The 12,145-nt window shown below is 46.0% G+C and carries 13 protein-coding genes; 8 read left to right on the top strand and 5 right to left on the bottom strand.

What is annotated here, in order from left to right:
- The first annotated feature begins 14 nt into the window (after positions 1-14).
- Positions 15-791: a hypothetical protein gene (locus J7I42_RS26755; RefSeq protein ID WP_209141963.1), complete on the top strand. Its 777-nt coding sequence runs from the start codon at positions 15-17 to the stop codon at positions 789-791.
- A 12-nt stretch (positions 792-803) separates the two neighbouring features.
- On the opposite strand, the gene J7I42_RS26750 is transcribed toward J7I42_RS26755, so the two are convergent.
- The gene (locus tag J7I42_RS26750; RefSeq protein WP_209141961.1) at positions 804-1,538 is read right to left on the bottom strand and encodes an SDR family NAD(P)-dependent oxidoreductase; all 735 of its coding nucleotides are present in this window, start codon (positions 1,536-1,538) and stop codon (positions 804-806) included.
- A gap of 25 nt (positions 1,539-1,563) precedes the next feature.
- Here J7I42_RS26750 and J7I42_RS26745 point away from each other — a divergent pair, with 25 nt between their 5' ends.
- Together J7I42_RS26745 and J7I42_RS26740 are read left to right on the top strand one after the other, a co-directional pair.
- Positions 1,564-2,145 (top strand): Crp/Fnr family transcriptional regulator, encoded by a 582-nt coding sequence (locus J7I42_RS26745; protein WP_209141959.1) that lies wholly within the window; start codon positions 1,564-1,566, stop codon positions 2,143-2,145.
- 102 nt (positions 2,146-2,247) lie between these two features.
- A complete protein-coding gene (locus J7I42_RS26740) occupies positions 2,248-3,123 on the top strand; it encodes a pirin family protein (RefSeq protein ID WP_209141958.1) in 876 nt (291 codons plus the stop codon).
- A 173-nt stretch (positions 3,124-3,296) separates the two neighbouring features.
- Here J7I42_RS26740 and J7I42_RS26735 read toward each other — a convergent pair whose 3' ends face one another.
- Positions 3,297-3,983, bottom strand: a complete 687-nt coding sequence (locus J7I42_RS26735) for a DUF3826 domain-containing protein (protein WP_209141957.1) — start codon at positions 3,981-3,983, stop codon at positions 3,297-3,299.
- A 149-nt stretch (positions 3,984-4,132) separates the two neighbouring features.
- On the opposite strand from J7I42_RS26735, the gene J7I42_RS26730 reads away from it, so the two are divergent.
- Positions 4,133-4,993 carry an AraC family transcriptional regulator gene (locus tag J7I42_RS26730; protein ID WP_209141956.1) on the top strand — a complete coding sequence of 287 codons (861 nt, stop codon included), beginning with the start codon at positions 4,133-4,135 and terminating at the stop codon, positions 4,991-4,993.
- A 28-nt stretch (positions 4,994-5,021) separates the two neighbouring features.
- On the opposite strand, the gene J7I42_RS26725 is transcribed toward J7I42_RS26730, so the two are convergent.
- Positions 5,022-6,002, bottom strand: coding sequence for a zinc-dependent alcohol dehydrogenase family protein (locus J7I42_RS26725; protein WP_209141955.1), 981 nt, complete (start codon positions 6,000-6,002; stop codon positions 5,022-5,024).
- A gap of 119 nt (positions 6,003-6,121) precedes the next feature.
- Between J7I42_RS26725 and J7I42_RS26720 the strand changes: the two genes are divergently transcribed.
- On the top strand, positions 6,122-6,631 hold the full coding sequence (locus tag J7I42_RS26720; RefSeq protein WP_209141954.1) for a YqgE/AlgH family protein: 510 nt from the start codon (positions 6,122-6,124) through the stop codon (positions 6,629-6,631).
- 36 nt (positions 6,632-6,667) lie between these two features.
- Here the strand turns inward: J7I42_RS26720 and J7I42_RS26715 are convergent, their stop codons facing one another.
- Together J7I42_RS26715 and J7I42_RS26710 are read right to left on the bottom strand one after the other, a co-directional pair.
- Complete coding sequence (locus J7I42_RS26715) at positions 6,668-8,722, bottom strand: carboxy terminal-processing peptidase (RefSeq protein WP_209141953.1); 2,055 nt, start codon at positions 8,720-8,722, stop codon at positions 6,668-6,670.
- 151 nt (positions 8,723-8,873) lie between these two features.
- Entirely contained in the window at positions 8,874-9,179 is a 306-nt protein-coding gene (locus tag J7I42_RS26710) for an antibiotic biosynthesis monooxygenase family protein (RefSeq protein ID WP_209141952.1), read from the bottom strand.
- 171 nt (positions 9,180-9,350) lie between these two features.
- Between J7I42_RS26710 and J7I42_RS26705 the strand changes: the two genes are divergently transcribed.
- The 3 genes from J7I42_RS26705 (at position 9,351) to J7I42_RS26695 (ending at position 12,124) form a co-directional block, all read left to right on the top strand.
- Complete coding sequence (locus tag J7I42_RS26705; protein ID WP_209141951.1) at positions 9,351-10,670, top strand: glycoside hydrolase family 28 protein; 1,320 nt, start codon at positions 9,351-9,353, stop codon at positions 10,668-10,670.
- 206 nt (positions 10,671-10,876) lie between these two features.
- Positions 10,877-11,563 (top strand): isochorismatase family cysteine hydrolase, encoded by a 687-nt coding sequence (locus J7I42_RS26700; RefSeq protein ID WP_209141950.1) that lies wholly within the window; start codon positions 10,877-10,879, stop codon positions 11,561-11,563.
- A 12-nt stretch (positions 11,564-11,575) separates the two neighbouring features.
- Positions 11,576-12,124 carry a hypothetical protein gene (locus J7I42_RS26695; protein ID WP_209141949.1) on the top strand — a complete coding sequence of 183 codons (549 nt, stop codon included), beginning with the start codon at positions 11,576-11,578 and terminating at the stop codon, positions 12,122-12,124.
- Positions 12,125-12,145 lie beyond the last annotated feature (21 nt).

Below are 12,145 nucleotides of genomic sequence, written 5' to 3'. Positions count from 1 at the left end.
AAAATCAGGCGAGCATGATGCGATTAATGATCCTTCGTAGTAATATTTTATTGCTGTTTTTAGTTCTGTTATGCCAGGTAACCGTTGCCCAGGTGGTGATAAAAGGTACCGTGTATGATAAGCAGGTCCGTTATGGTGTACCCAATGTAAGCGTGCTGAGTACTTCCGGTATAGGCACTATCACTGATACATTGGGGCATTATTCAATAAAAGTACCCAACAACGATTCTATATATTTTTCCTACCTCGGAAAAGCTACCGATAAATTTCTTGTTAGCAGATTAACACCCGATCAGCCTCTGGATATCAGTTTGCCTGTATCGGTTGATATGCTGCCTTCAGTAACCGTGAAGCAGCCCAGTTACCATATGGACTCTCTGGCCAACCGCCAGGAAAACAAAAAGATCTTCGACTTTGCACCAGATTACCTAAGCACTCCCAGCAGCTTTGGTGTAGGGGTAAGTTTTGACGCCATCTTTAATGCAAAAAGGATGGCCAGACTGGACCGCTTCCGGTCTTTTCTGATCCGACAGGAGCAGGATAAATATGTAGATCATCGCTTCAGCAAAGCGCTGGTAAGGCGTATTACCGGGCTTACCTCACCGGCACTGGATTCATTTATGGTTGAATACCGCCCCACTTATGAAACAATACAGGGCTTTGAAACAGACTATGATTACTATTCCTACATCAAAGCCTGTGGAGAGTCCTTTAAATACATGTGGAAACAGGATCACCCGGTTGTAGCAAGTGATTCCACGAAGACTCCAATAAATTCGGGGAGTAATTAATACGGCAATCCTTTACCCGATCTTATTATATAACCAATAAGGAAGTCGTTTCATAATAAAAGCAATCAACCACCAGCGTTTTGTAACGTAGGCCACCCGTTTCTTAGCGTCAATGGCCGCCCTGATCTGCCGGGCCGCTTTCTCAACCGGCGCCACCCAGAACTGTCCGTTCCCCTTGGCCATTTTGGTTTTTACAAAACCCGGACGAATATCCGTTATCACAATATTTGTGTTAAGCTTACGGGCTTTTATGTTCAGTCCTTCCGCATAATTGCTAACGTAGGCCTTGCTGGCACTATAGGCGGGCGTCCAGCTATTGCCTCTTAGCGCCGCCACAGAGGAGATCACCGCCAGCTGGCCATGACCTTGTTGCAGAAAATAATTAAAAGTATAGGTAGCTATTTTTACAAAACCCATCACATTGGTGGCCGTGGAATCTATTTCAATTGCCGGAACCAATTCTGTAGAAGGATCACCATAACCGGCACTATAGATCAACAGATCAAGACCGCCCATTTGCGTAATAAGCAGCTGCAACCTGTCCACCGCATCATCAGTCTGCACATCAAAACAGCCGGTATACAGGGCTGGGAATTGCGTTTTCAATTCCAGTAATAATTCAGCCCGCCTGCCGGTAATGGCCACCGTATGGCCTAATGCCAGGTATTGTTGGGCCAGTTCCCTGCCCATACCCGAGGTAGCGCCAATAATGATGATCTTCATGCCACACAAAATACTACAGATCATTTATATTTGTTTCAACCCGTTAACCATGCATGAAACGTTGTTGACATATATCAGTGAACACTCCTCCACCCCACTCACCGCCGCTGAGGTGGAGGTGATCAAAGAAGTATTTGTTCCTAAGAAATTAAAAAAGCGGCAGTTCTTTTTGCAGGAAGGAGAAGTATGCAAATATGCCGCCTTTATTGTAAAAGGGGCCATGCGGCAATACCGGGTTGACGACAAAGGCGTAGAACATATCCTAAGGTTGTCTATTGAGAACTGGTGGGTATCTGACCGGGAAAGTTATATCATGCTCACCCCCTCCCGCTACAATATCGACGCCTGGGAAGATTGTGAACTATTAACGCTTACAAGAGCCGATTTCCTGGGCAGTTTAAGCGCCATTCCAGCCATTAATGAAATGACAAAAAAGATGGACGATAACTTCGCCATCGCCACGCAACGAAGAGTTTCCTCCATTAGCCTGTCGGCCGAAGAACGATATGCCGAACTGGTTCAAACCTACCCTGAATTCCTGCAACGCTTCCCCCAGCACCTCATTGCTTCTTACCTGGGCATCAGCCGGGAAACGCTCAGCCGCCTGCGTAGTCATGCCGCAAAGAAATAACACCTCTTTTATTGTGACTTATTACACCACTATTTTGTGACATTTATCATCGTTTTGCGGGCCCCGCTGGTTGCAATTTTGTGTTGAAAAGGATACACAACAATGAAGAAGAAAATCATTTTTACCTCGCAGGGCCACCGGGCCGATATTGGCGAATACAAGATCAATCGCATTTTACCCAACCGGTACGCAGATGCCGTTGGCCCATTTGTTTTTTTAGACCACCTGATGCCCGCCAGCCACTCCCCCAATGCCCCCATTAAGGAAGTTGATGGCACAGGTGCTCATCCGCACAGGGGCATTGCCACGCTTACCTATATCATCAATGGGGAAGCTGATCACCATGATAGTGCCGGGCATCACGCCAAAGTAAGATCAGGTGGCGCCCAATGGATGAAAGCCGGCAATGGCATTATACATGATGAAGCGGTAAATGTAGACGTTGAAGCAAATGATCTGTTAACCCATGCCATGCAATTCTGGATCAACTTACCCGCCAGTCAAAAGGCAACCCGGCCTGATTATCTTCCGGTGCAGGCTGGCGACATGCCTAAACACATATTACCAGCCAATGCAGGCTGGCTGAAAGTAATTGCCGGTGAATATGAAAACCTGGTGTCAAAGATCCCAAGTTATACAAAACAATTACTCTATCATCTTCACCTGAACGCAGGCGGTCATTTTACCATCGACACCAATAAGGATTGGGAATATGCGGCCTTTCTTCCTTTACAGGGTGCTGTAGTGAATAATGAAGAATTCACCGGGGGCGATTTTCTGTTGTTTGATAACGAACAGGCAGCAATCGAGATCAGTAATATGGGCCAGTCCGCCACCGATCTTATTTTGTTTGGTGGGGAACCATACACCGAACCCATTGTTTCGTACGGGCCTTTTGTAATGAACACCCAACAGGAGATTGCCACCGCCTACCGGGATTTTCATGCGGGTAAATATGGGATCATCAATTATCAATAAATGTGAAAGACCTGTAAAGTGCGCCATTTGAGCTTGCATTTGCCTGTTTATGCGCCCCTTACAGGTCTTGTTTAAAGTAATGCAAACTTAACCAGGGACCAGACCTGTCAGGATCGCTTAAACCCACTGATTGCTCAACACCCGATGGCAAACCTTACAGGTCTGGTTAACCATTATTTCTTTCCCGCCGCTGCCTTTTCAGCTTTCACCTTATTCACATACGCTTTGAACAATTCTTTCCAGTTGCGGCCATTGCTGTTCAAATACTGCTCGCATTTTGTTTTATAGATCTCAAAAATGGCAGATACCTGTTTGATACTCTTATAATCGATCGCCTGCTCACGGGCCTGTTTTAGATACTCCAGGATCTTAGCTTCCTCTTCCGGTTTCAGGTCAGTAACGATCGCCTTATAGCCCTTCATGGTAAAGGCCACTTTACCAATGGTATACTGATCGAGGATATACTCTACCTGTTCTGGCGTAAGGTCTTTATTTAAGATATCCATCAGGTCTTTATGTACGGAAGCCGGCATGGCAGAATTGGCAATGATCTGGCGGTCCATCTCAGACAGCTTATTACCAGTAGCTGGATTTATCCCCGCAGGTACCGTAGTGAAAGGATGCTCATTGTTCCAGTCGCGAATGGTCTTTAAATGCGTGGTAACAGCCGCCGCTACTCTTTTCTCTTTTCCCGCATCGGCTAACTTCAATCCGGCTGCCCATTCCGCTGCTTTCTTTTCTACTTCTGCGTTAGATTTAGCTGTTGCCGCTGCAGCTTTGGCCGCGCTGTCGGTTTGTGCCCAACAAAGAACAGGCAACGTAAATGTCAATAAAACAATAATTGGCAGGCGTTTCATCATGACGTAAGTGTTGTTTGCTAAAATAATGCATAAAAGAAGGTCAGAGAAAGAAAATGGTTGCATCCTACCTCCTTTAATTTAGGCTGTAAATGAGGATATTAGCTCTCGTTAACAAACTATTTACATGGAATTACGTTACTTTATGGCATATGCAGAAGGAAAGTCTTTACCAGCCTTTTGAGATCTATTATACCAAGGTAGACGTTTGCCCTAAATCGGCACACAAACACAACTTCTTTGAACTGGTTTATATAGCCAGTGGTACCGGTGTTCAATGTATCAATGAAAACAATTTCAACTATCAACCCGGTCACCTGTTCCTCATTACACCGGAAGACTGGCATTCCTTCCAAATAGACACTACTACTGAACTGGTATTTATTCGCTTTAACGACATCTATGTAAAGTCACAGCAACAGAACGATCCCCGGCACAAAGAATGGACCCAAAAACTGGAATATATGCTGAATAACGCCAGCCATCAACCGGGTTGCATTCTGCGCAATCCGCCTGATAAAATACTGGCAAAAGCAATGATGGAATCGCTCCTGGGGGAGTGGACACAGAAACAACTGTATCACCAGGAGATCATTTCACAGATCGTGAACACGGTCATCACCATCGTAGCAAGAAATATCGGCATGACCATGTCAAACAAAGTGGTAGATAACACCACCAATACCGTTGTTAAGATCCTCAACTATATTCAGGAAAACATTTACGATGGGGAGAAATTAAAGGCCGACATCATCGCCGGCCAGCTTGGGATTGCAGATGGTTATCTCAGCCGCTATTTTAAAAAACATACCGGCGAAAGCGTTCAACAGTATATTATCAATTACAAGCTGAAGCTGGTTGAAACCCGGTTACAGCACAGCGATATGCGCATCAATGAGATTGTATCTGAACTCGGCTTTACCGATGAAAGTCACCTGAACCGGCTTTTTAAAAAATATAAGGGGCTCACCCCAACGGCCTATCGAAAACAGCAGCAGTCAATTACTGTATAAATAATCAACTGCTGCGATCATCACTATTTTAATTTACGTCAATTACGACCTTTCCTTTTCCTGTCTTTCCTTTCAACTCCTCATAGGCTGCCGTTGCTGTTTCCAAACTGTATACAGCTGGAGATACGTCCGGTTTAACCAACCCTGCTTCTATTAATTTAGTGGCTTGCTGCAGGATCTCCCCATGATGCGCCCGGCCGTTATCAAATAACAGCGGTATCAACGTGAAAACGGTTGAATAGGTAGCGCCGCGTAACGCCAGTGGCGCCAGGCTGTGTGTTCCCCGCCCTATTATACTCACTACATGACCATACTGTTTTACCCCATTAAAGGAATCGTCGAGCGTGGTACCACCCACATTATCCATGACCACATCAAACCCTTTTCCACCGGTATATTCATTCACATACTCCTCCACTGTCGTTGCCGTATAATCGATGGGCACCGCACCATACCTTTTTATCTGATCAAATTGTGGTTTTCGTACGGTGGCAAATACTTCCGCCCCCCGAGCTTTTGCAATTTGTACGGCAATATGCCCAACGCCACCGGCGCCGCCATGGACCAGGACCCGTTGTCCCTGCTGCACGTTAACACGATCAACCAGGCCTTCCCAGGCTGTAATAAAGATCAATGGTACGGCAGCCGCTTCATGAAAAGAAAGGTTGGTTGGCTTCAACGCGAGTAACCGGGCATCGACTGTCATATATTCAGCCTGGCTGCCCGGGTTATTTCCTACCCCACCCGCCATGCCATACACTTCGTCGCCGGGTTTAACATTCGATACCCCTTCTCCCACTGCCGCTACGATCCCGCTAACATCAACGCCCAATATAGCGGGCAGTTTTGCCTGCGCATGTCCGGCCTGACCGGTCATAATTTTAACATCGAGTGGATTGAGCCCGCTTGCTTTTACTTTAATAAGTACCTGTCCGGCATGAGGGACCGGTTTATCTACTGTTTGCAATACAGGCGCAGAACCGAAACTATTCAATACTAATGCTTTCATATTCCTTGATTTTACTACCTAAAGGTCCAAAAGACCAGGGGCCTTTTGTTGTATTTTCCCGACATATTTCAGTACAAATTATCGCAAAATGGTTCCATCTTTGCGGCTCTTATTGAATTATGGAGAATCAAACACTTAAAGCCGGTTCTGTTTTGATCAGCGCGCCTGCGCTGGATGATCCTTATTTCGACAAAGTGGTCATTTATATAACGGAGTACAATGAGAAGGGTGCCCTGGGGTTTGTGATGAACCAGGTATTTGAACGAAAGTTTAATGAACTGACGGAGTTCCGGACCAGCAAACCATTCCTGCTGTATGAAGGCGGACCGGTAGAGAGAGAAAAGCTATACTTCATCCACCGGATTCCCGGGACTATCTCTGAAGGTACATTGGTAGGTGATGGGGTATATTACGGCGGTAACTTTAAACAGGCCGTTGAATACCTCAACACCGCCAGCGACGCAATAAACCACCTCAGGCTCTTTATCGGTTACAGCGGCTGGGATGCGAACGAACTGGAAGAGGAGATCAAAGAAGGAAGCTGGCTGCCCGTACAGGCATCTGCTACTACGCTTTTCCAGGCTTCGGAACAATCGCTTTGGGAAGAATTGTATAAAAGAATAGATTAAAACGGCCTGCCACTCACCTATAAAAACAGTATGCTGTTACTTATTATCATTGCACATTTCAAGCGCAATGGCTACGGCCTGTTCAATATAAATATCCTGACGCACCCCCTTGATCCAAATCTCATTCTTACGGGGATACAAAACGTCCAGGTCCATTTCCCTGCCGGCAGGCAACCGTAAAGCGCGGGTATTGACCGCTGTTAGATCAGTCTGTTGCCGGAGCTTCTGTTTATAGCTGTCCATTTTTAATGGAATGTCTTTCATGATCTGTTCACAGGTCTGAGCTGAATTTTTTACTATTATAGAAAATGCGGTATCACCAGCAATTCTGTTCGCGGCAAACTGGTTCAGCTTTTTCAGGTCAAGTTTTCCTTTCCAGGCTTCATAAGGAACAGGCGACACCATATCCCAGGCCAAAGCGGAAGGCATGTCCTTCTCGCGCGTCTTCAAACACTCGTTCGGGTCGGGCAATACGATATCAGGGATCACGCCTTTTCGTTGTGTAGAGGCTCCATTTATCCGGTAAAACTGGAAATGAGTGAGGTTAAGGGTACCTAACTTTCCGTTCTCTAATGGCTCTGTTCTTTGCACAGTGCCTTTCCCATGAGTAGAAGTGCTTCCAATTATTACACCTCGTTTGTAATCCTGAATGGCCGATGCAAATATTTCTGTCGCTGAGGCGCTGAACTCATCTACCAATACAGCCAGCGGACCATCATAGATCTGTTCCACCACCCCTTTGTTACCAAAAGGCATTTTCACATCCTGGTTGCTGCGCGATACTGGCATTCGGTCCCGCTCCCTTACCTGTACAACCGGCCCGCCTTTAATAAGCAGCGATACCATCCGTATTACCTCCTGTACCGAACCACCGCCATTCCTGCGCAGGTCGAATAAAATAGCATCCACATGTTGTTCTTTGAGCAGATTGATGGCCTGGGCCACATCGGTGGCTACCTGCGGCCCAGCGGGATCCACATCCTGGTAAAAGATCGGAAAACTTATATAACCGACCTTCTTATTATTTCGTCGCACTATAAGTGCTTTTACCGCAGTTTCCTGCGGGTCGAGCTCAGACCGTTGCATGGTGACTATCTCCAGCTTCCCACCTGGTTTCTTTATTTCCACCCGTAACGAAGTCCCTTTTTCCCCACGTACCAGGTTCGCTATTTCGCTTGACGACTGTCCTGCGAGCTCTGTCATTTCACCGGTGAGCCCCTCACCCACCCGAACGATCACATCGTCCGCTTCCAACCCATTCATGGCAGCCGTGCCGGTACTTTCCAGCCGTACGATCTTCGCACCCTCTTCATCCAAAACAAGGGTAACTCCTATGCCGGCCACTTTGTTGCCTATTTTGTCCCGGAATTTTTTAGCTTCTGTAGTAGAAAAATAAGTAGTGTGAGGGTCCATTAAATGAGTAAAGCAATTCACGTATTGTCCGAATAGCTTTTCCTGAACGGCTTCCGCTTTTTTGTTTTCCATCCACTTCTCCAATTTCACCGTCACTTTTTGCCGGGCTATTTCTTCCAACTGCGATTCACTGCGTGAAAGCGTGTCCAGGTTCTGTAACTGTACCAGTTTTTGTAACACCAGGTATTTCACATACCTGCGGCGGGCATCGGTCAATGCGTTTGCATTTTGTGCGAAGTCGGAAACAGCGCTGCCATCATAATGGATATATTCTTCCTGTTCGAAGTGCAATGGTTCTTTCAATAGTTTGCTGTATTCGGCGCCCGCTTCTATTACTCTGTTCCTGTAGCGGGCAACCACAGCGGGCAGGAACTTAAGTTCCTTTTCTCCCTGGAGTTCATCGTCGAGCAGTGTGCTGTATTTTTTGAGGGCAACCAGGTCTGACTGCTGAAAAAACTGTTTCAATGGATCGACCGTTTCCAGGAACTTCTGGAACCATTGCTCGGAAAGTTCATCATTGAATGGCGTCGGATTATAGTGATTCTTTTTAACAGCCGCAGCCACGGCAGAAAGCACCGCCTGGTATTCCTTGGGGTCTTTCAACTCCTGACAAGCACCGGTTACAGGCCACCCCAGGACAAATGTGCAGGCAATCAATCGCAGTTTTTTCGGGATCATTCACAATAAACGATCAGAAAGTGGATTATAGTACACATCCTGTCAAACAGATATAAATTCCTGCGATATGCGTCAAAGCCATTGTGCCCGGGCTGAAAATCAGGGAAGTCTCTATGTATTTTTTCTGTAATATCCGTCGTACATCCACTACCTAAGCCTTTTTGAAGATTTCAACGATCTCATACGCACCTATTTCAAATTTTGCAAAGCTGAGCGCTTCCTCCAGATAGGGTGAGGCAGTTGCATTCCGCCTCATATCCTCATATTTTTCACGGCTTTCCCATTGGGCATACATCGTAACTTTTGTTCCGTCAATACTCCGGTGTAGCGTGGAGGTAATAAACCCGTCCATGCTTTTTACCGTTTCTTTTGTTGCTTTTGTCAGCAGATCGACCAGGCGTTGTTGATTGTCAGGAGTTACAGTAAATATATTAATGAGTATAAATGGCGTTTTCATTGCTTGTTCCTTTAGAATGGTTCAATATTAAAGATAGAACTATATATGCTGAATAAGTTCCATGACCAATTAGTAAACCAAAACGACCGGTTTTTAAACATCCTTCCATCTTACTACCTGTAGTTTTGCCCGCTTGCAAATAAACCATTAACAATTCAAAAACGATTACGTATGAAAAAAACGATTGTTTGCCTTGCTATGTCATGCCTGTTGGTGACCAGGTGCAGTAAAAAGGAAACACCTGCTGCTGCAACAACACCTTCCCGCACCGCAACCACCGAATCAGTTTCTGTACCGGTAATTCCTGCAGGAACTTTTAACATCACGAGCTATGGCGCCTCTACCGGTTCTTCCGACAATACTACTGCCGTGCTCAATGCCATCAATGCGGCTTCAGCAGCCGGTGGCGGAACTGTTGTAGTACCTTCGGGAACGTTCCTGTGCGGGCCTGTTAAATTAAAGAACAATGTAGGTTTACAACTCTCCAGCGGTACTATCTTAAAAGCACTGGCTTATGGTACGTATCCCGGCTCGGGCGGCACAGCAGATGTAGCATCGCTTATTGATATGAGTGGACTGACCAACGTAAAAGTAAGCGGGCCTGGAACTATTGAAGGTCAGGGATCCGCCTGGTGGACAGCCTATAAGGACACCAAAGCATCAGGCGCGGCTATTGCCCGTCCGGCAATGATCGGATTAAGCAGCGCCACTACTGTAGAAATATCAGGTATTAAGATCCAGAATGCACCTAACAGTCATATCAGTGTTAGTAAGAACAACAACAGCGTTACTATTTCAGGAGTGACCATCAGTTCACCTTCCACCTCGCCTAACACCGACGGCATCGATACCTGGTCGCCCAACATCAATATCACCAATTGCAATATCAGTTGTGGCGACGACAACATCGCCATGAACAACAACAGTAAGTATGTGACCATTACCGGTTGTACATTCGGTTCAGGTCACGGGTTATCAATTGGCAGTTATGCCGCCAGCATCGATCACATCACAGTAAGCAATTGCACCTTCAACGGCACCTCCAATGGAATTCATCTTAAATCTAATCGCACCCGCAGCGGTACCGTACAATATTTAACGTATACCGATATAACGATGACCAATGTATCAAGTCCAATTAACCTGTGCGAGTATTACCCGGATAATACCATTCCATCAAGTGCCTCAGCAGATGCGGCTCAAGCAATAACCACCACCACTCCAGTATGGAAGCATATTACTTTTAAGAACATCACCGCAACCGGCTCGCCCAAAGCGGGTCTTTTATGGGCGGTACCAGAAAAACCAATGACGGATCTGGTTTTTGATAATGTAAAGATCACGGCCACTACCGGCATGACAGCCAACTATATTAATGGAGCATCATTTATCAATGGTTCCAGAATAACCGTATCCAGTGGAAATGCTTTTGTAAGCACTTATTCATCCAGTATTACAGGTATTAATGTAACTACTGGCGCACCTCAATAAATTATTTGACTATTGTCAATGCAACACCTCCTGAACAGCACCAAAAAACTTGTTCAGGAGGTGTCTTTCATATTATATTTGTATACCGATTGTAAACTACTGGCCAATGGATCAGCGATACTAACATACTTCCCCGGGAAGCCGCCTTATATTGAATATTCTTCCACCCTACGCACCTATTATATCCAACTATTAATGTTAATGCAATGGATACATTTAATACGAGGGCTTTTGCTCGATATGGCACCTATAAGACCACAAGGACCGGCGTGCTGCTGATAGATCCTTACAATGATTTCTTACACCCCGATGGCAAGTCGTACAACAAATCAAAAGAAGTTATCGAGGGGGTAAACCTGCTCAATAATATGGCCAGGATCATACAAACTGCCCGTGAGCTGCAAATAAAAATATTCTACGTTCCACATCATCGTTCAGAACCCACTGATTTCAATAACTGGAAATACCCCACTACCCTGCAGTTGGGCACCAAAGAACGGCAGGTCTTTGCTAAAGACAGCTGGGGTGGCCAATTCCATGAAAGGTTTCAACCACAGCCAGGTGATACCATTATCAAAGAACACTGGTCATCGAGCGGCTTTGCTAATACCGACCTCGATCAACAGTTAAAACAGCACGACATTGATCGCATTGTTCTGATCGGTATGATTGCCAATACCTGTATAGAAGCCACGGGCAGATATGGGATGGAACTGGGGTATCATGTAACGCTGGTAAGAGACGCCACCGCTGCCAACTCCTGGGAGAACATGCATGCGGCCCATGATATCAATGGCCCTAATTTTGCCCATGCCATTCTTACCACCGATGAACTGATCGGGATGCTGAAGGAAAAGGAGTTAACCGCTCATGAAGCCGATTATAATCACTAAAAAACTAATTATATGAAACTTGTAGAACAGTTGGTTGATTCCAGCTTTACTGCTATTATCAATGCGCCAATTGAAAGCATCAATATACCCGAATGGGCATTCAACCTGTCGGAAGCAGAGTATCAAAGTTGTTCACCGGCGCATGTTTCCGCAGCAAAAACAGTGGGTACCGATGGCCGTCGCATGTCGATCAACGTAGAAGTGATCGGCGGAAGCCCTATGGTACAACATTATCAGGAAGAACTCTCCGAGCCGCATCATTTAATCCTGACATCATTTTCAGATGTGTTCAGTCCAACCGGCCGGTTAACCCTGCATGTACATTGGGAACTCAGCGTGAGGGCTATTAATGCCACCCAATGTGAGTTTACCAACCGGGTGGTATCAACTGCAACAGACGAAATGATGAAGGGCCTCGATCGCCAGGGTATTTCCTTTGAAGCCTTCCGGGCGCAACGGCAGCCACACTCCATCAATCACAACCGATCGGAAACACCACTCTTTGCAGCCAGTATTGAACGGGCCGCCTTAGGAGTAGGCATGGAGGTCATGCATAATTAAAGTTGTCACACTCATAATAAA

The sequence above is a fragment of the Niastella soli genome (assembly GCF_017742245.1).
In the GTDB taxonomy this organism is placed as follows: Bacteria; Bacteroidota; Bacteroidia; order Chitinophagales; family Chitinophagaceae; genus Niastella; species Niastella soli.
The sequence above is the reverse complement of the archived record's forward strand: the minus strand, read 5'-3'. Positions and strand labels throughout refer to the sequence as shown.

Coding starts and splice junctions, on each gene's coding strand:
- J7I42_RS26755 (WP_209141963.1), top strand. CDS start 15: ATGATGCGATTAATGATCCTTCGTAGTAATATTTTATTGCTGTTTTTA.
- J7I42_RS26750 (WP_209141961.1), bottom strand. CDS start 1,538: ATGATCTGTAGTATTTTGTGTGGCATGAAGATCATCATTATTGGCGCT.
- J7I42_RS26745 (WP_209141959.1), top strand. CDS start 1,564: ATGCATGAAACGTTGTTGACATATATCAGTGAACACTCCTCCACCCCA.
- J7I42_RS26740 (WP_209141958.1), top strand. CDS start 2,248: ATGAAGAAGAAAATCATTTTTACCTCGCAGGGCCACCGGGCCGATATT.
- J7I42_RS26735 (WP_209141957.1), bottom strand. CDS start 3,983: ATGATGAAACGCCTGCCAATTATTGTTTTATTGACATTTACGTTGCCT.
- J7I42_RS26730 (WP_209141956.1), top strand. CDS start 4,133: ATGCAGAAGGAAAGTCTTTACCAGCCTTTTGAGATCTATTATACCAAG.
- J7I42_RS26725 (WP_209141955.1), bottom strand. CDS start 6,002: ATGAAAGCATTAGTATTGAATAGTTTCGGTTCTGCGCCTGTATTGCAA.
- J7I42_RS26720 (WP_209141954.1), top strand. CDS start 6,122: ATGGAGAATCAAACACTTAAAGCCGGTTCTGTTTTGATCAGCGCGCCT.
- J7I42_RS26715 (WP_209141953.1), bottom strand. CDS start 8,722: ATGATCCCGAAAAAACTGCGATTGATTGCCTGCACATTTGTCCTGGGG.
- J7I42_RS26710 (WP_209141952.1), bottom strand. CDS start 9,179: ATGAAAACGCCATTTATACTCATTAATATATTTACTGTAACTCCTGAC.
- J7I42_RS26705 (WP_209141951.1), top strand. CDS start 9,351: ATGAAAAAAACGATTGTTTGCCTTGCTATGTCATGCCTGTTGGTGACC.
- J7I42_RS26700 (WP_209141950.1), top strand. CDS start 10,877: ATGGATACATTTAATACGAGGGCTTTTGCTCGATATGGCACCTATAAG.
- J7I42_RS26695 (WP_209141949.1), top strand. CDS start 11,576: ATGAAACTTGTAGAACAGTTGGTTGATTCCAGCTTTACTGCTATTATC.